Consider the following 19,373-nt stretch of genomic DNA (forward strand, 5'->3'; position numbering starts at 1 on the left):
CGTGCCGGGCCCAGCCCTCGACGCGAGGTGTCCCAGATCACTTGACACGTACAAGGTACGCGAGCCACGCTTACGTACGTTGTACGTGTCCTGTCGAGGGCATATGAAAATGCGGTTCCGCGCGAGCGGCAAACGGATCCCGGCCGGCTGGCCCCTTCAAGAGCGCAGTGGGGCCGGGGCAAATTTCACTCTCATTTAGAGGATTACATGTTCAGTATCGACAAGGAACTGTTCGAGGCCGCCAGCGCGATCGCTGCCGCTGCCCCACCCACGCCGCCGGTCGTCGATGACTGGAAGACGCGGCGGGCGAACATCGACGCCCTCTACAACGGACTGGCTGCCGTCGCTACACCCGACGACAGTATTGAGATCGTGGACTTCACCGTGCCGTCTTCGGATGGGCACGCCATTCCGCTACGCCTCTACAAGCCGGAGAACGTGCCGAACGCACTTGTCGTCTACGTCCATGGAGGCGGTCTGATCGCCGGTGGCCTCGACGGCTACGACCACGTTTGCCGCCGCTACGCCTCGAAGGCGGGGGTAGCGATGATCTCGGTCGACTACCGCCTGGCACCCGAATCGCCGTTCCCGGCCGCAGTCGAGGACTGTGTCACCGCGGTCCGGTGGGCGATCGAGCACGCCGCGGAGCGCGTACCCGGGGCCCGCGTCGCGCTCATGGGCGACTCCGCCGGAGGCGGCCTCGCCGCAGCGACTGCACTGGTGTGTCGTGACCGTCAGATCGGGACCTTGGCCGCGCAAATCCTCGTCTACCCGATGCTCGATGACCGCACCGCAGTCGCCGACCCGGCGGTCGAGCCGTTTCTCGCCTGGTCGGTGGCCGACAACATCACCGGCTGGCGGGCCTACCTGGGCAACAAGTACGGCACCGACGACGTGCCTGCCTCCGCTTCCGCCGCCCGCGCGGACTCACTCCACGATCTGCCAACGGCTTACCTCGAAGTCGGTCAACTGGATCTCTTCTGCGCGGAGACGGTCGCCTACGCCACGCGACTCATGGAACACGGTGTGCCCGTGCACCTGTCGGTGCGCCCCGGCGCATTCCACGGTTTCGACCAACTCGCGCCCGACTCCCGCATCGCACAGAGGGCGTTCGCGGACCGTGTCGCCTTCCTTCAGGGCCTGTAGCACCGACCGCTCTCTGGCCCACGTCACCCGGTCACCTCCCCTGACCGTCAGAAACCACCAGCAAGGAGATCCCGTGAGCACCAAGACCGCCCTCATCACCGGTTCGACGAGCGGAATCGGCCGCGCCACCGCGCTCAAGCTCGCCCGCAACAGCATCCGTGTCGTCGTCTCCGGCCGCGATACGCAACGAGGGCAGGAAGTGGTGGAGCAGATCCGCTCTGAAGGAAACGAGGCTCACTTCGTCCGCGCGGACCTGCGTGATGCACAGTCCGCTGTCGAACTCGCGGCCAAGGCCACCGAGGTAGCCGGCGGAGCCCTCGACATCCTGGTGAACAACGCGGCGATCGGGGCCGGTGGCCCGACCGCGGGCACCGAGGAGTCGACCTTCGACGCGGTGCTGGCGACCAACCTGAAGGCCCCGTTCTATCTGGTCGCGAACATCGCGCCCGCGATGGCGGCACGCGGCAGCGGAGCGATCGTCAACGTGTCCACACTCGCCGCCGAAGTCGCGCTCCCCGGTCTGTCGGTATACGGGGCGAGCAAGGCCGCCCTGGACCTGCTGACCAAGAGCTGGGCAGCCGAGTTCGGCCCCGCCGGTGTGCGCGTGAACTCCGTCAGCCCTGGCCCGACCCGCACTCCGGGATCCGAAGCCTTGGGAGAGTACCTGCAGCTGCTCGCAGCACAGGCCCCGCTGGGCTTCGTCGCCAATCCGGAAGACATCGCCGCAGCCATCGCGTTCCTCGTCAGCGACGAGGCACGGTTCGTCACCGGCACAGTGCTGGACGTGAACGGCGGCCGCACCATCGTGTGAAAACGGGGTCAAGCTCAGATACCGGCGGTGATGGTTCGTGGCGCCCGAGACCACCATCAAGCGGCGCCCGACCATAACCCCGGAAGCAGCTCTGTGCGAGGCATCCATCATCAACCTCGCCTCGCGTGAGGATCCTGGCGCGGGCCTTGTTGACTCCGGCCCGCCGCACATACTGGCGCCGACCAGGAGGGACGTACGGAGAGCCGGTCGTGTACACGCCGTCCAGCTTCCAGCCGCCGCGGTGATCGGCGCAGTGGAGGCGGCGCGCGAGGCCGGTTTCACCGCCGACCCGGCGGGACACTGCGGTGGAGTGGTCGCACACGGCAGAGGCGAGAGGTGATCATGTCCGCCGACAGGCTGTCCGCCCCTCAGCGGACATGATCACTCGGATCCGTTGCTGCCGCCCGTAAGCTCCCGTACCAAATCGACGCCCTGTTCCGGCCGTACCCCGCCCTGGCCACCGTGGGCGAGGCCGGCATTGCCGCCGCGTCCGCCGAGGGCGGTCTCGACCAGGTGGACGCGCAGACCCCGTTGGAGACTGCGGCCGCATTGACCGCCACCACGGGTCGCGTCGTGTCGTTCGACCTGGCCGCGATTCGCCACTACTGCCGGACGCTGCTTCGCAAGCTCCCGACCAGCTTCGCGAGTTGAAGCGGATCACCATCGGGCGGAGCGTCGACGCGTACGCGATTCCGGCCCCAGCCAGGTCCGGAATGTTTCCCGGGTGAGCTGGAGCTGTAGTTGCTCGCCCGGCGCTCGCGCATTCGACAAGGGTGGTCCGTCTCCTCGGCCTTGTCCCACCCGCAGGCAGGGCGATCTGACGCCGGCGGTCGGGCTCGACCTGGCCGAGGTGACCCCACTCCGCTGCCGCCCTTGCCAAGGCCGCGGTACTCCGCAGTCTCGCCGTGGCACTCTCTGGTCGGCGCGCCAGAGGTTAACGGGCAGGCCGATCAGGTCCAGGCGTGGCTGGCTCTCTCGCGTGCCGTGGCGACCCCGTCCGACGGTGTCGCGCGCCTCCTGAGGAGTGCCCGACACCGTCGTCCAACCGAACCCGGGGCAGGTTCCAACCTCAGGCTGGTGAGGCGCCCTGTGCGAGCCGGGCGAGGTGATCCCACTCTTAGGTACTCCCACGGGATCGCGGTGTAGAGCACGAACAGGATCCCGCACAGCACCTTGCGGTCGTCGAGGGGCTTGCGGCCGGGGAACCGGTGCCGGCGAGGCGGTCGAGGTGGCAGCAGCGGCGCGATGTCGGCCCACAAGTCGTCCGAGACGATCCACGGCGGCTGCTCACCCCTCCTCACGTTCAGACAGAACGACCCTCACCTCCCAGAGTTACGCCCAACACCATTTCGTTAGGAGTTCTAAGGCGTGTTCTGTAAGTCGGGTTGGCGGCGTCGAGGTCACGGCGTGGCGGTGATCGACAACTGAAGAGGTCTCCGGTATCTGGTTCTGCGACCAAGCAAGAACTTCGTACCGGAGACCTCGTGGCCAGCGTAGCGGTGACGAGGCGGCATGACCTGACCGACGGACAGTGGGCTGTTCTGGCTGCGCTGTTGCTGCGGCGCCGAGGACTGCTCGTCCGCCGAAGTGGAAGAAACAACAGCTCATCGACGGGATCCGGTGGCGGATCCTCATCGGCACTCCATGGCGGGACGTCTCGGCTGAGTACGCGCCCTGGCCCACCGTCTACGGACTGTTCCGCCGGTGGCAGCGCGACGGAACCTGGGACAAGATCCTCTCGGCGTTGCAAGCCGCCGGCGACGTGAGCGGCCGGATCGGTTGGACGGTGAGCGTGGACTCGATGACCAGCCGCGCTCACCAGCACGCCGCCGGCGCCCGCACCGACGGGCATCTGCAGAAGGAACCGCCCGGCGTTCTGCACGACGAGCCGGCCGATCACGCGCTGGGCGATCCTGCGGCGGGCTGACCACCAAGCCTCATCTGGCTTGCGAGCAGGGACAGAAGGTCCTCTCGATGATCGTGGCCGCCGGGCACCGTGGGGACAGCCCACAGTCCATCCCCGTCCTGCGCCGCATCCGCGTGACCCGCCTCGGCGTCGGCCGGCCCCGCACCTACCCCGACCTGGTCCTGGCCGACAGGGCCTACACCAGCCGCGGCAACCGAACCCGCCTGCGCTCACGCGGGATCAAGGCCTGCATCCCCAGCAAGAAAGACCAGGACGCCCACCGCGAAGCCAAAGGCGCCAAGGTCGGGCGCCCACCCGCGTTCGACAAGGACCTCTACCGGTTACGTCACGCCGTCGAGAACGGCATCAACAGGCTCAAACGCCACCGCGGCGTCGCTACCCGCTACGACAAACTGGCAGTCCGCCTCCAAGCGGTCCTGACCATCACGATCATCACCGAGTGGCTCTGACCGGCTTATGAAACAGGCCTTTGTCGGTCGACGTGAGCGTCATCGCCCGGTCGGTGATGCGTCGAACGCTGGTGCTCGCTGTCAACGCCGGCTGAAAGTTTTCACGCGGCGTCGACAACTGGCGTCCCGCCGCTGCGGCTGCCGACAGCGCCGCCATGCCGATGGCTCGAGCGTGACGGTCAAGCGGTCAACTCGCTCTGTTGCAATCGCGGTGTTGACACCAACCTCCATGACCTTGGGCGTGCCCGCACGGCAACGATTCGAGCTTCTTTCCCTTGCGAAACCTCGGGATAAGGACCGGTAAGGCTAGGGGTTGCCTGCTGTCCGGCCGTCAGGCGTTTGGTCGCCAGACTCTCGGTCCTGATGTCGTAGACCCGATTCGGGTGCCTCAGCCGAGACGTATTGCCCGGCTACGGTGATCGGTCGCGGAAGACGCGGCTGACGAGGTAGCCGCATCCCGCCGCGGCGAAGAGCCCGGCCAGCCAGACGATGACCAGACCGGTGGTGGCCCAGCCGGAGCGGTGGCCTGGGACGAAGACGAGGCGCAGGGTCCAGCAGAGCGCGAGCAGGCTCGCCCCAGGGAAGCAGATGAGCATCGGCAGGTACCAGTCGATCAGGCGGTCGGGTCGGCGGTTCCGGGCGACCCACGCCGACCAGCCGAGGCCATCCGGCACTCGCGGGCTGAGCTGCTCAGATATGTACCGTGACGCCCAGCGGATGGCGGAGCGCTGTCCGACGTAGCGCCCGCAGAGCAGGTAAGAGGTTAGCGGGATGACCAGCAGCACTCCCAGCGGCACCGGCTTGGCCAGGCCGAGTCCGAAAAGGGCGCTCGTAAGGGTCAGCTGCAACGACAGGATCTGCTGCTGATACTTGGATCGCGAGTCGATCTCGGTCCGGAGTGCGCTGAACTCGGCGAGCGCTCCGTCGTAGCTGGGGACCGTCACGTCCGTGCACCTCCGCTCGGCCTGATTTCGGCACGGTCGGATCGGATCATGTCTGCCGGTGCGAAATCAATACGCGTTTACGGGATGGTGATCCACGAGTCGCTGTGGGTAGCTTCGAAGTCGATCGCCGATCCAGCCCTGGACAGAACGGCAATCCATCATGACAGATCTGAGAATCGGCAGCCGCCTCAACGCGACGACGTGGGCTGCGGCGCTGGCCCGCCTGGGACCCGGCCCGCTGCGAGGCAGACGTCTGCTGATCGACCTCAGCGACCTGGGCTTCGCCGACTTCGTCGCCCTCGGCCACCTGCTGGTCTTCGTGCGGGCCGCTGCGGCCGCGGGCGCCGACTGCAAGGTGCGTCTGCCCAGCGCCGACGCGCTGCCCAGCGGCACGCCGGCCGATCCGCTCGCGGCGCAGCGCATCGTGAAGCGACACAATTGCCGCCTCTACTTGGAACAGGCGGGCGTCGTCGAGGCGCTGGGCGAGCACTTGGACGAGCAGGTGGTTGCGGGCGGCGGCGCCACGTCGATCGACGCGGACGGCGACGTGCTCATTGCTCCGCCGACGTCCGAGCGACCGCACCGCTATCGACGCATCCTGCGGTACCAGTGGCTGCCGAGCGAGAGCCTGCGCGACATCACGCTGGTCACCCGGGCGACCGCCGCGGAACGGTCGCTGCGTGAGCTGGGCCTGCGGCGCGAGACAGCGGCCGCGGTGACCCGCGGCATCCTGCTCGAGCTGCTCGAGAACGCCGAACGGCATTCCGGGGCGAGCGAGGTGCTGATTGGCGGGGTGATCGTCGACCCCGAGACCTACGGGCAGCGGGCGACCGACTTCGAGCAGTCGCTGGAAGGCTTCGCCCAGCACGCTGCGGTGACGCGCAGCCCGATGATCCGGCTAGTCGTGGCGGACACCGGCCGGGGCATCGACGGGGGTATGAGCGTGGCCGACACGCGTACTGGAGCGCAGGGCGCGGCCCGCGGGATGTGGAAGGTTGCCCGGGTGGTCCGCGCCTTCCAGGGCGCCCTGCTGGTAAGCAGCCAAGGGCAGGTGAGCGGCCACGTCTACCGGGGCAGAACCGAGGAAATCGCCGGTCGGGCGCCCACGATTGTGCCCGGCACCCTCATCGAGTGCGACATCCTCGCCAACCCCAGCGGCTCCGCGCTAGCCGAGGCCGGCGAGTTGCGGACGCCGACAGCGGACCCGGACGCCGAGCTGGCGGCGACGAGCTGCCTGGCGGTCACGCTCTACTCGCCCCTCGGACTGAACAAGAAAGGCCGCGACGACATTCGCAGCAGCCTGGCGAACAACACGCATCTCGTCGTGGCGGTGAATGCGCCGGACGAGGGCCACGGCGCCCACGACGTCGAGATCGGCCGCGCCGCATTCCAGGTAATCGAGATCGTGGCAGGCTTCCGCGGCGACCGGGCCGCCATCCTGGCGTTCCCAAGCGTCAACCGCCCGCTCATGGCGGTGGCGATGGAATACGTCAACGCCGAGTACGACGACCGCGTCGCCGCCGGTCAGGAGGTTCCCCCGCCCGTCCTCATGCTGGCACCAGGAAACCGGCATTACTGGGCGGGCGGCACGCCGGCGCAGCGACATCTGCTGAGCCGGTTGTCCACGGCAGGCGAGCCGCTGCCGCTGACGGAGTTCACCGTCGACGAGATGTTCGCCGTGGACGACCTGGCCCGGCACACGGCGCTGGTCGTGGCCGACGGCGAGCGGGTCCAGCTACGGGCGTCACCTCGAAGCGCTGTACGGGCCATGGCGATCTGGGTCGGCGACCGGATCGCCGCCGTGATCAGGGACGCACCCGAGAGCATTGGCGGGGGCACGGCCGGCGGAAACGTGCACCGCGGACGGTTCCTGACGCCCAGCCTGCGCCGAACCAGCCGCTGGTTCAACCTGGATGGCGTGCTGTCCGAGTTGGAGCTTCGGGCGCTCGTCGGCGTCACCCTCGCCGCCCGAGCCGAGGAGTGCCTGCCGCCGTCCGCCGAAGGTGTGCCGCTGGTCGTGCTGCGGCTCCCCCACACGCCGGCGGAGGTCGCCGCCGCCGTGGCCCGCACGGCGACCGCGCAAGGCACCTACTACGACTTCCTGCGTGAAGTCCCCCACACCGACGAGCGGCCGCGGGTGCTGCTCGTCACCGACGTGGTCTCCAGCGGCAACGCGGTAGCCGGCGTCGTGGCCGAGGTGCTCGACCTGGGCATGGATCCGGTCGCCGTCGCGACCATCGTCGACGCGCGGGCGCCCGGCGACCTCGGCGTCGACCTGCCGCTGGCGTCGCTCGCCGTGGTGGACGTGGGCCTCCCCGCGGACGACGACGGCCCGGCGCAGCCGATCGACCCCGTCCTGCGCAGCCCCGAGCACGGCAGCCGGCCGCTCCCGGTGCCGGTCATCGACCAAGGCCTGTACGTCGAGACGATGCAGCGCAACGCCGCGGCCCGGCTCGGACACATCGAGCGCCCGGCCGACCGGCACTACACCGCCTACGTCGACCCGACGCTGCTGTTCCGCGAGCGAGGCTGGAGCAACGCGGTGTTCGGCCGCCTGGTCAGCGAGATCAGACGACGCCACCGTGAGGCCTTCGGTGAGGCGTCGGCGAGGGTGACCATCCTTTTTCCCGAAGGCACGGCGGACGATCTGACCATCACCGCCGACCAGATGAAGCAGGTGCTGCCGGCGGCCATGCGGGCGGAGGCGGTCGCGGTGCCCCGGGCGGCACACACCGCGAACTGGCAGCTACCCGGATCGGCGGCGCTGCCGACGGTAGAGCACGCGCTCATTCTCGATTCGGGCGCCAGCAGCGGCCGGACCGTGCAGCAGCTGGTAGGGCTGGCGGCTGATAAGGGCGCGGTCACAATCACAGTCGTTCTGCTGGTCAGCGGGCTCAGCGACAGCGACGCGGTTAATCTGCAGCGCATCGCCAGGGTCCGCCGCTCGGAGGAGTCCTCGCCTCGGGAACGTGCGGCGGTGAGGATCTACTACGTGGCCCGGACCGCCATGAGCAACCTGCGCAGCGGCCACTGCGGCATCTGCGCGCTGCGCCGCCGGTACGCGGAGCTGACGCTCTACGCGCCCGTGCCCGAGTTGCTCGCCAACCACCGGGAGTGGCTCCTGAACCTGCTGGAGACCCGCACCAAGCAGCAGCTGTTCGAGGAGCAGGCGGCCGACCTGTTCGGCGCCGACGTGACCCAGCGCGAATGCGTGGCCTATCTGAGCTGGCGGCTGCGCCTGCGCGATGCCGACGTCAACACCAGGCGCCGCGCCCGGGTGGTGGAGCGGCTCGAAGAGGCGGCCGGCAATCGGGAGTACCGTGACGCGCTGATCCGGCTTTTGGTCGCTGAGCCGCAGTGGCTGTCGTCGGCGCCGCTGTCGTTTCCCCGCTGCCGTGCCCTGATCGTGGACATGGCGGCGGCGATGCTCGTGGGCGAGGCCGCGCTGCTGATCGAGGCGCGCCTGCGGGTGCAAGCGGTCATCCTGCTCGCCCGGGCCGCGCCCGAGCGGTTCTCCGCCGACCTGGTCTGGATCCTGCGAACCAACCGTGACGAGGGGCTCGTCGTCCCGCAAGTCATGCTGGAGGTCCTGCATCTGATGGCCGCGCCGCGCACTGGCTCACCGTTTGCCCGTTTGCGCGTGGCGCGGCAGCTCACGGACGCCCTGGGCCGCCTTCTAGACGACCTCCGCGACAGAAACGAGGCGCCGGGCATCCGGTCCAGCTACGTCAGCGTGCCAGTAGTCCGCTACCTGCTGTCGCACACGCGGCGGCCGCTGTACGCACCGCCGGGCGGCAAGCAAGAGGCCTGGTCGCGGATCGGGCACGAGATCTCCTACGCGGCGCACGACTTCTCCACCCCGATGTGGCTGGCGAAGTCGACCGTCGAGTTCGTCATCGCCACCGGCAGGCTGCCGCGGAACCACGAGGCGATCGGGGAGGCCTGGAGCCACTGCCAGAACTTCTTGCTCGGTGTGATCCTGCCGAACGCGGCGATGCTGCGGGACATCCTGGTCAGTCACAGCGCAGTGCGCGACCTGTCTCAGGAGGAAATTCCGCTGTGGGAGCGGACCCTCTCGGAGGACGGGCCGAAGTTCATCGACGAGACCACGGTGCGCGTCGACAACTTCGTGAGGAAGATCAAGTCCGGTATGGTCCCTGGCAAGGAAGAGGCCGCGAACCTGCTCCCCGACCTCCTGTGGTGGCTGCGGTTCGCGCTCGACGGTGACAAGTCCGTGCTGCGCAAATTCGTCGCGCGCGGCCCAGTGGACGCGCTGCCGGCGCTACGGGAGTTCTTCGAGGAACGGGGCGATGTACTCGACGACGGGCTGCTGCCGGCCGAGCAGCGCGGAGCCTTCCGTGTCTTCTGTACCGATCGGCTGCTCCAGCAGCTGCTACTGGGTATACGGCACAACGCCAGCACGACCCATCGGGTGGCCGACGTACCGCAGGAATTCCGGGTAGAACTCGACTACCGGCAGGACCGCCTGGTGATCACGGTCCGCAATACCGGCAGCGCGCCGCAGTCCGGTGGCAGCGGAAAAGGCCTGGAGACGTTGCGGCACCGGCTCGAGCGCTTCGGCGGAACGCTGTACGAGGCCGAGTTCGAGCGGCCGTGGACCTATGCGGTGACGGTGGAGCTGGACCGATGGAGGCTGCCTACATGAAAACCCTCGCGCGCGGGCTGGTCGTCGACGACAAGCCGGCCGTGATCCTGCAGGTCCAAGACATCCTCGACTACGGCTTCTCCGAGCTAGGCGAATGGGAGGTGGAGTACGAGCAGGCGAGCACCCCTACCGAGGCGCTAAAGCTGGCGCGCGAGGTCGACTTCGACTTCGCAGTCCTCGACTTCGACCTCAACGACGGGACCTGCCTCCCCGTCGTGAGGGAGCTACGTAAACGCCGCAAGGACAACTGCTACATCCTCGTCGTTACCGCGGAATCGAGAAAAAACCCGAATTTCCTGAAACGTTCCATGGAGGCCGGTGCGGATGACGCCATCATCCGTGACAACCAGCTGACCATGTATCCAGCGTTCGAGGGCGACCGAAATGGCTGGGATGGCGAGAACCTGGCCCGCAGGATCCGCGAGCGGATGCGCGTGCAGGATCGGGAGGACGGGTTCCGGATTGTCTTCGCGCCCGAGGCGGGAGTGCAATCCATGCTCCACAGCCTCGGCGACCCGCCCGGGGAGTACCGCGACGCCATGAAGCGCGGCGAGCTGATCGCGCGCACCCTGATCGTCAAGTGCCTCGGCACCGACGACGACGCCGGCACCTCGCTGACCGTCCGGCACCTCGCTCCCGGCCGCTCCGGCGCCCACGTCTGCAAGGTCGTTCGCGTACAGCAGGGCCAGCCCAAAGAGTCGTTCGTCCTCAAGATCGGCCCCGATCGCGCGTCTCTCGTGGCCGAGAAGGAGGCGAACGGCCGAGCGGCGCGGGCGCTGCACTCGCAGGTACTTGTCCGGCTCGACCGGAAGCTGCGGTTCCACGAGCAGTCGGGCTACAACGCGATCGCAGCCGAGCTGGCAAAAGACGCGGTCACGCTCAAGGACTGGCTCCAGCAGCCGGGCACCACTACCGAGCAGGCGACGAAGGTGGCCGGCGAACTGCACCGCGGCCACCTCAGAGAACTGCTGCAGCCGGACCTGCGCGAGCGCCAGCCGGTCAGACAATGGCTCACGATGTCGCCGGTGCTGCGCCTCCGCGTCCTTGAGGCCCTCGGCACCTACGCGCAGGTGTGGCGCGACGACCGCGGCGCCGGTCAGGCCGACGCGGAGCCGATGGCCGTCGTGCTGCGCGACTTCGTGGACAGGGGCGCGCTGCCCGGCGTCGCGCCAAAGCGCCTCGGCGAGCAGGTGCTGCACGCCGGCGGTTTCGGCGACCTGCACTCGGGCAACGTCCTGGTGCAGTCCGTCGGCGAGCCCCATCCCCTGCTGATCGACGCCTCCCAATACGGCGTCCACCACTGGGCGACCGACACGACCCGCCTACTGGTCGACCTGGTCCTGCAGGTCCGCCGTCCGGGTATCGAGTCGATGCTTTGGTCGGGCCTCGCAGCCGAGGCCGGCTTCGCGACCGGCCTGTGCGACTGCACCGGAAGCCTTGAGTCCGACCCCGGCAGTCCTACCGACGCCTACATCGTCAAGCTGGTCACCGAGCGCGCCACATACCTGTGCCTCGACGACCTGGAGCCGCGCAGGGTGGAGTGGCACTGGCAATGGCACGTCGCCCTGGCCCGCGAATTCCTGCGCCAGGGGTCACGCCCGGGCCTGCTGCCGACCCGGGCCGTCCTCGCGCTGACCGCGGCCGCCCGCCACCTGGAGCAGGCGGCCGCAGCCTTGGCCGACTGATAGCGGTCCGGGCCCGCATACACGCTCGACGCCATGGCGATGAGGTTCCCGCAGTAGCTCGGAGCCTTTGACCACGCCGGAATCCGGCCGAAGGGATCCAGATCCGAGGCTCCCCGCCTTCACTCACACCTGGCAGCGGCCTGACCGCATCGATTGGCTCGCCGTGCTGCGTGGATGAACGGAGACCGCGAGGACGGCACGACTCGCTGTGCCGTTTTGACGAGCTAGCAGGGGTACAACGTGATCACCCCCGATACCGGTACTACCGCGTCCAGCCCTGACAGCGTATGGGCTGCCTAACGGACCGACCCGTCCACCGCCAGGACATGCCGCCAGGATCGTCGCTCGGCGCACGGGGCCGGCCCGGTTGGATTCCGGGCCGGCCCCGTGTGGTGGGGTGCGTGTGCGTTACGGCGCGGGGACGCCGTCGAGGATTCCCACCGCGTCCGTGCCCGGGGTGACGACCAGTTTGCGAGTGAGGGTGTACGAGCCACCCGCCGGCACGTCGACGTTGAACCGACTCATCACCCAGTTGCCCGCGGCGTAGACGTCGAAGGCGCTGGCCGGTGTGCCGTAGACGAGACCGAAGACCTGCGGGTCGGTCCCGGTCATGCCGATGTAAGGCTTGCTCGGGGCGTACGCCGCGGTCGCACCCGGCGTCACGATGCCGGCACCCGGGATGACACTGGCCTGGCCGGTCGCGTCGTGGTCCATCGCGTCGCCGGTCCACACGCTGAGTGGAGCTGAGCCGGAGTTGCTCAGCTCTGTCGAGACTGTGGCGAAGTTGTCGCCCGGCTTCAGCGTGTACGTCGTCGTCGCCGTCAGACCCGTGATGCCCTTGACCGGCCCGGAGACCCGGACGACGGCCTTGTCGCCGGTCGCCTGCACGATCTGGACGTCGGTCGCCGCCACCGACCGGTTGTCCCACGCGCTATCGCCGGTCGGCTGGGTCGCCGAGACGTAGGGCAGGTTGATCCAGTCGAACTGGTCGGCCATGCCGCGGACCGCGACGTCGACCGGCTTGCCGCGGGTGCCACCGGAGAGCTGCGAGTCGTTGTAGGCGTCGGCGATCGCCATCGAGAGCTTGTCGTTCTCGAGCATGACGTCGCCGTAGCCCGCCTCGACCAGACCCGAGCCGATCTGCTTGCCGTAGCTCGCCTCGACCGTGACCGGGCTCAGCGCGACGTCGGCGACGCCGCTGCCCACCGCCGGCACGGTGACCGTACCGGCGGCCGCCTGGTAGCCCAGCTTGGACACCCGGACGTCGTACCGACCGGTCGGGGCCTTGACGAGGTACTTGCCCTGGGCGTCGGTGCTCGTGGTCGCGACCACCGTGCCGGCCTGCTCGAGGGTGACCCGGGCACCGGCGACGGCGGCGCCGCCGGCGGTGATGGTGCCGGACGCACGAGCGGCATCCGGGACAGCTGCGTCGTGCAGGTCGATCTCGTCGGCCCACTTCGCGATGTTGCGGGTGGGGTCGCCACCGGCGGTCGCGTAGTCGGTCAGGTGGTAGAAGCTGAACTGCTTGGTCCCACCGGGCGCCATCGTGGCGTCGTAGTAGAGGCCCTCGACGTAGCCGTACGCACCGACCGCGGTCGGCATGTCCAGTGCCCACGCGAGACCGTGGGCGGCCTGGCCGTTCGTGGTGGCCGCGTCAGCACCGACGTAGACGTAGTTCCCGGTCCAGCCCGAGGTCTTCAGACCCGGGTTGGTACCACTGAACCCGGGGATCCGGCCGTTGTCGACCGAGCTGTCGGGGTCGATCATGTAGTTGAAGTAGCCTTGGTAGCCCGTCGTGCCGGTGTTGGTCAGCTTGACCGTCATCTTCACGATCGGAGCGTCGGGCAGAGTCTCGTAGCGGACCTGCGCCTTGATGGCCGGGTTCGCCCGGTACTGACCGTCGCCGACCACGGCAGCGCCGTCGACCGCGAGGCCGGGCAGATCGAGCTGGTCGTTCGGTCGGTCCCACGAGTCGGGCGGCGTGAGGCTCGGACGCAGCAGCATCTCGCCCCAGTCGAGGGTCTCGGCGCCGTTGGCGTCGTTGAGCATGAGGTCCGACAGCGCGCCCTGGCCCAGACCGCCGATGCCGTTGTTGCCGGCGGCGTACGGCGTCACGGAGGCCCGGATCTTATCGTTGGCCAGGTAGTAGTACTCCGTGCCCGTGACGACGTCCGTGCGCGTGCTGCCGTTGCCGTAGTCCGGCGCGTACGTCGACGTGCCGGCGGTGGGGTGGATCACCTTGATCAGCTTGAGATCAGCCGTCGCGTTGCCGGTGGTGCGGACCGTGACGCTGGCCGCCGAGCGGTCGTCGGCGATCAGGCCGCGCTTGGCCGCCGTGACGGTCCAGGTCGACGCCGGCAGACCGATCCGGTACTGGCCCCGGGCGTCAGTGCTGGTCACTGCGGTGTCCTGACCGGTGGCAACGGCGGTGACCTTCGCGCCGGCGATCGGGGCGCCCGTCTCCGGATCGCTGACCGTGCCGGTCACGGTCGCCCAGCGCTGCGCGGACTCGCCGCCCGGCACGTAGGCGTAGAGGTTGCCGTCCCAGGCGCCCGTCACGACGGTGTTGCCGCTGACGGCCGGACCGGCGCCCACCCAGGTGCCGATTTCGTGACTCCACAGGATCTGGCCGGTGTCGGTGGCCAGGGCGTAGAACCTGCCGTTGTTGGCGCCGACGAAGAGCGTGTCGCCAGCCACGACCGGGCTGGACATGACGCCACCGTGGTAGATGTCGCCGGGCAGCGCCCGCTCCCAGAGAACGTTGCCGGTCTGGGCGTCGAGGGCGACGACGGCGCCGCTCGGGAAGCCCATGTAGACGACGCCGTCCTTGACGGCCGCGGCGCTCGGGGTCGAGCCGCTCGAGACGAGCGAGGAGCGCGAGCTCCGGTAGGTCCACAGCGTCGCGCCGGTCTTGGCGTCCCGGGCGGCGATGCCGTTGTTGGCGCCGATGAAGACCTTTCCCTCGGCCGCGGTCGGTACGCCGTCCTGCCAGCTGCCGAGCGACTCGGTTCCGGTCCACTTGCGGGCACCGCTTGCCAGGTCGTAGGCGAGCACGCGGTCGGCGGTCTCGTTGCCGACGTACACGGTGCCGTCCATGACGGCGGGCGTGCCGTCGCTCATGGTCGCGCCGGACATCGGGGAGGCCCAGATCTGCCGCCCGGTGCGGGTGTCGAGCGCCTTGAGGACGCCCTGGCTGCCGATGCCGAAGCGGGTCTGGTAGGGCCAGAGCACGGTGTGGCCGGAGACGGCCGGCGAGTAGTAGCCGTAGGTGCGCTGGTTGTTCGGGGCCGGTGCCTGCTCGGGCAGGGCCTTCCAGCGCAGCTTGCCGGTCCTCGCGTCGACGGCGTAGAGCTCCGAGCCGAGGGTCGGCGCGAAGATCAGGCCGTCGCCGTAGGCGAGGCTGCCGTGGATCGACTGCGGCACCTCGAAGTTCCACAGCTCCTTGCCGTCCTTGAGCTGGACGGCGTGGATCCGGCTGTTACCGTCTCCGTTCTCGTCGCGGGTGCCTGCGTAGACGACGCCGTCGTGGATGACCGGCGACCCGGTGAGGAAGGTGCCGTCGGTGCGGAAGCTCCAGGCCAGGCGGCGGCCGGCCTCCTGTGCCGGCGCGACACCGGAGTGGGCCTCGTTGCCGTGGTGCTGGCTCCAGTCACCGCCGGCGACCGGCTTGAGCGCCGGCTCGCGGGTGAGGGTGAAGTCCGCCGATTTGGTCCAGGTCTTGCCCGCCGCGTCGACCACCATCACGTCGATGCGGTGCTTACCGACCTTCTGCAGGCTGTTGGGCAGGTTGCTCTGCCAGGTGAACTCGCCGCTGTGGTGCAGCGGCATCCAGTTCTTGCCGCCGTCGATCCGGTAGCGCGCCGAGACCACCTCGTCGCCGGTGTCGTAGGCGTTGACCTGGATGCCCGGGAACTTCGCGGCTGGCACCTTCGAGTCGGGCGCGGGGCTGACGATGGTGAGGTGCTCGTTCTCGCCGTACATCCGGAACGGGTTGTCGAAGTCCGGACCCGCCATATGGATGTAGCGGAAGCCGCGGGGCGCGTTGTCGATTGTGTAGGAGCTCGACACGGTCTGGATGTGCTTGGCGGTCGAGGCGAACGCCGAGTTGTTCTCGACGTGGTTGGAGTGCTCGTGGCCGACCAGGATCAGCTGCGCCTTGTACTGTTCGAGCACGTCACCAAAGGCGTCGTACGTCGATGGCGAGCCGAACGGGACGTTCATCGGCTGGTGGGTGAGGACGACAACCTCAATGTCGTTGCGCGAGTCGCGGTCGAGCGGAACGTTCGCGGCGAGGTCGTCCTTGAGCCAGTTGAGCTCCTCGTCGAACGGCGCCGAGCCGTTGTTCTCGAGCACCACGAAGTGCCGGTTGCCGTAGTTGAACGAGTACCACTCCGGACCGACGTTCTTGCGATAGTTGTCGATCTTGGCCGCGTACTCCGACCCGCCCGCGTACTCGTGGTTGCCGACGGCCGGCCACACGCCGACGCCCGACTGCTGGGTACCGCGACGATACGTGTCGAACTGCCCCTGGCTGGCGTCGTTGGTGAGGTCACCACTGACCGCGATGAAGCGCAGGTCCGTGCCCGTGGAGTTGATCTCGCGGATCTGGTCGGGCAGCTGTGCGTTGACGTGCGGGTCGGCGATGTTCGCCCAGGAGAAGTTGTCCCCGTCGGACAACCGGTCGCGCTTCAGGGCGAAGTCCGCCGCGGGCGTCGCCCCATCGACGAGCTGGCCGAGGTTGGCCCAGAACCTGGGCTCCTTGAACTCGTCGAGGCCGAACTGGTAGCCGCGGGGCTGAGTGGCCCACACGATGTCGGTCGTGCGGCGGTCGGTCGAAATTGTCAGAGAGTAGGCGCCGTCGGCTGCGGTCGTGGTGGCGACCACGCCGTCGGAGACGCGGACGCCGGCCAGACCGGCCTCGCCGTCGTTCCGAACGCCGTCGCCGTTGGCGTCGACGTACACGACGCCCCTGACGGTGGCTTCCGGCGGGTCGATCGCGTACGCCACGTATGACGTGAGCGGGCCCGCCACGACGCTGGCGGCGAGCCCCAGAGTAGTGGTGTACAGGACGACGCGCAGGCGCGCGCGTGTCCAACTGAACGTGGACATCGGGATCCTTCGGATGGGGGTAGGAACTGGGTGTCAGGTCAGGATCGGCGACCGTTCGACGAACCAGACCAGACCGGCACCGGCGACGGCGACGGTCGCCGCGACGGTGCCGAGCGTGAGGACGCGAGCGGCGACCGGCGTCGTCGCCGCCCTGCGAAGGAACAGCAGTCCCGGGAAGGCGAGCCCGATGATCGTCAACTGGACGAGTTCGATACCGACGTTGAAGGACACCAGGTCGGCCAGCGTCGAGACAGACAGCGGGCCGTCAACGCTGATCGCGCCCGCGAAACCGAGCCCGTGCAGCAGCCCGAAGCCGAAGACCACGGGCAGTCGGTGGCTCGTCCTCGGCGACAGCAGGTTGTCGACCGCGACGAACGCGATCGACAGCGCGATGAGCGGCTCGACGATCCACCCGGGCACGCTGACCCAGCCGACCGCGGCCAACACCAGGGTCACCGAGTGTGCGACCGTGAAGGCCGTGGCGACCTCGACGACGTCGCGCAACCGCTTCGCGCCCAGCAGCAGCGCCAGCAGGAACAGCACGTGATCGAGCCCGAAGAGCAGGTGCTCCGCCCCCAGCCGGACGAACCGCGGGATCTCGCTGAGCAGGTCGGTGCGCCCCACCGTGACGCTGGTGCGGGCACTGTCGAGCAACACCGCACCGCGGCGGCCGCCGATGTCGTAGGCCACCATCGTGGTCGTGTCGTCGATGACGCCGTCGGAGACGCGGAAGATGTCGCTGCGGACGGTCAGCGCGCCGGACGCCGGACAGTCGTAGGCGAGCGCGACCCGCACCGCACCGGAGTCGGCGAGTTCGACGCGGGCGTCGTCCTTGGCGGTACACCCGATCGAGCTACGACTCAGCCGCAGCCGCTCGCCGACGTACGTCGCCACGTCGCTCGCGTGCGCGTCCAGCGCACTGCGCCGCACCTCGGCGGCCGTGCCGTCCACGCCGACCGCGTCCGGGCCCAGGGCACCGTCGAGGCTCAACAGCCGGGCGAGGACGTCGTACTCCACGTCAACGACAGCCGTGACGCCGTCGCCCTGGCTGCGCAGGTCGACCGCGACCGAGGTCGCGCGGACGTGCGCCTGCGCCGGAGCGGCGACGAGGAACACGGCAACAAGGGCGGCGAGGAACGCCAGCAGACGCACAGGCATGCACTTCCGTGGTGGGGGAACGGTAGTAGGTCCCCAACCCTGCGGTGCTCGCTCCACACTCGGCAACCCGAGACGACCCAGTTCACCGAACCTTCCGCTGCTGATCATCCACCGGCCGAAAGCCGGGCTTCTGAGCGCCGAAAGCCGGGTGCCGAGGTCACGAGCGTACGGTCCGCCCGACACATGCCATCACGAGCGAACCACTGCGCGACACGTCGCCGGGGCACGAGCTGTACGGCGTCGGCTTCGCCGTCGTCGGACGATCCCAGGCGCGAGACGATGTGCTCCTCAAAATCAGAGACCCGTGGGCGCTGGTTCGTCTGACCTTGAGCGCACAGCCAGAAAAGCCACCGTGGCCGACGTGCGTAATCTTCGACTCCGCCAGCGCCGTCGAGCAGGCTCTCGCGCACGACTGACTCCGACGCTCATCGCGGGTAAAGACGGGTCGTGGCAGATGCGGACGCTCATCGGCCAACTGCTATCGCCAGGCGGCGGCACATACCTCTATCCAGGCCGCAGTGTTGGGCACATGGTCCATGGTGAGCAGTGAGTACGGCGGGGAGCCGGCCACCGGCGTGACATCCGTGAAGGCGTGGTCTGGTGCGAAGAGAAGGACCCGGCCGTCATCTCGATTGGCCAGCGTCAGATTCCCGTTGGCCTCGACCGCGACGGCGTAGTAGTCGTCGGGGTTGATGGAGAGTTCGAGGCCGTCGCCTTCCCATAGCCATCCGTAGTCAGTGAATACGTCGGCGAGTTGTACGTGTGTCGCGCCAACCGTGAGCACCTCGTTCTGGTTGCTCCACCAGGTGTCGGGCTCGCGGAACCGTTCGACGATCCCGCCGCAGAGCTTCCAGAAGCTCTTGTGGGTCCAGGGCACGGAATCGCTGTCCACGTCGCGGGGCGGGCGGCAGAGCCAGCCCCGTCGATCGTCCGTTGGCCCCCATGCCAGCAACTCGTAGGCGTCGTCTCCGACCGAGACGGGTGTGAGGGTCGTCGAGGCGAGCAGCGCGGAGAGCTCTGGCAAACCGTCGATTGATCCGCGGGACCACAACTGTGCCTCACCCACGACTGCGTTCTCTCCGGGACGGAGGAACCACGGAACCTCTTGGAGAAAATGCTCCCAGTCGCTCATCGACTCCGATGATGCCAGGGTCACCCTCCCCACGGGTCAGGAGCCTGAGCGTCCACTCATTGGCTGCGCACCGAGCGACGAGAACCAACGCCCGGACGGCGGCATGAGCGCATGGTGACCGCTGTTCCCTGCCCAGGAAACCCCTGCGACGAGGGCGGCCAACCTGATTTATCCCTGAGGAGCAGGGCGCAAAGGCTCACCATTGAGCTCGGTTTCTCCGCCTAGTACTCCAGCCGCACCTGGTGAAGTTCGAGTCTTCGCTGGTAGTGGGCTGTTCTGGCGCGGTACTGGTGTCGCCGTCGCCATCGTGACCATCGATGGACGTAGTCGAAGGGTCGGACGGTGG

General features: G+C 68.5%; 9 protein-coding genes and 2 pseudogenes. 6 read left to right on the forward strand and 5 right to left on the reverse strand.

Features of this window, described 5'->3' with window-relative positions; all coding sequences use genetic code 11:
- Positions 1-207: 207 nt before the first annotated feature.
- From ABGB10_RS22320 to ABGB10_RS22330, 3 genes are all read left to right on the forward strand, one after another.
- Positions 208-1,146, forward strand: coding sequence for an alpha/beta hydrolase (locus tag ABGB10_RS22320; RefSeq protein ID WP_347662836.1), 939 nt, complete (start codon positions 208-210; stop codon positions 1,144-1,146).
- A 73-nt stretch (positions 1,147-1,219) separates the two neighbouring features.
- A complete protein-coding gene (locus tag ABGB10_RS22325) occupies positions 1,220-1,957 on the forward strand; it encodes an SDR family oxidoreductase (RefSeq protein ID WP_347662837.1) in 738 nt (245 codons plus the stop codon).
- A 462-nt stretch (positions 1,958-2,419) separates the two neighbouring features.
- A complete protein-coding gene (locus ABGB10_RS22330; protein ID WP_347662838.1) occupies positions 2,420-2,608 on the forward strand; it encodes a hypothetical protein in 189 nt (62 codons plus the stop codon).
- 461 nt (positions 2,609-3,069) lie between these two features.
- Here the strand turns inward: ABGB10_RS22330 and ABGB10_RS22335 are convergent.
- A pseudogene (locus tag ABGB10_RS22335) lies at positions 3,070-3,231 on the reverse strand (transposase); the annotation flags it as partial.
- A gap of 210 nt (positions 3,232-3,441) precedes the next feature.
- Here ABGB10_RS22335 and ABGB10_RS22340 point away from each other — a divergent pair.
- Positions 3,442-4,333: pseudogene (locus tag ABGB10_RS22340) on the forward strand (IS5 family transposase).
- 410 nt (positions 4,334-4,743) lie between these two features.
- Here ABGB10_RS22340 and ABGB10_RS22345 read toward each other — a convergent pair.
- Positions 4,744-5,277: a hypothetical protein gene (locus tag ABGB10_RS22345; protein ID WP_347662839.1), complete on the reverse strand. Its 534-nt coding sequence runs from the start codon at positions 5,275-5,277 to the stop codon at positions 4,744-4,746.
- Between the two features lie 160 nt (positions 5,278-5,437).
- Between ABGB10_RS22345 and ABGB10_RS22350 the strand changes: the two genes are divergently transcribed.
- Both ABGB10_RS22350 and ABGB10_RS22355 read left to right on the forward strand, forming a co-directional pair.
- On the forward strand, positions 5,438-9,943 hold the full coding sequence (locus tag ABGB10_RS22350; protein WP_347662840.1) for a hypothetical protein: 4,506 nt from the start codon (positions 5,438-5,440) through the stop codon (positions 9,941-9,943).
- Complete coding sequence (locus tag ABGB10_RS22355; RefSeq protein ID WP_347662841.1) at positions 9,940-11,628, forward strand: response regulator; 1,689 nt, start codon at positions 9,940-9,942, stop codon at positions 11,626-11,628. The genes ABGB10_RS22350 and ABGB10_RS22355 overlap by 4 nt, the downstream gene beginning before the upstream one ends.
- A 408-nt stretch (positions 11,629-12,036) precedes the next feature.
- Here ABGB10_RS22355 and ABGB10_RS22360 read toward each other — a convergent pair whose 3' ends face one another.
- From ABGB10_RS22360 to ABGB10_RS22370, 3 genes are all read right to left on the reverse strand, one after another.
- Positions 12,037-16,737: a PQQ-binding-like beta-propeller repeat protein gene (locus tag ABGB10_RS22360; protein WP_347662842.1), complete on the reverse strand. Its 4,701-nt coding sequence runs from the start codon at positions 16,735-16,737 to the stop codon at positions 12,037-12,039.
- A gap of 33 nt (positions 16,738-16,770) precedes the next feature.
- Positions 16,771-17,895, reverse strand: coding sequence for a HupE/UreJ family protein (locus ABGB10_RS22365; protein WP_347662843.1), 1,125 nt, complete (start codon positions 17,893-17,895; stop codon positions 16,771-16,773).
- 478 nt (positions 17,896-18,373) lie between these two features.
- On the reverse strand, positions 18,374-19,027 hold the full coding sequence (locus ABGB10_RS22370) for a hypothetical protein (RefSeq protein ID WP_347662844.1): 654 nt from the start codon (positions 19,025-19,027) through the stop codon (positions 18,374-18,376).
- Positions 19,028-19,373: the final 346 nt, after the last annotated feature.

The sequence above is a fragment of the Micromonospora sp. B9E7 genome (assembly GCF_039871815.1).
In the GTDB taxonomy this organism is placed as follows: Bacteria; Actinomycetota; Actinomycetes; order Mycobacteriales; family Micromonosporaceae; genus Micromonospora.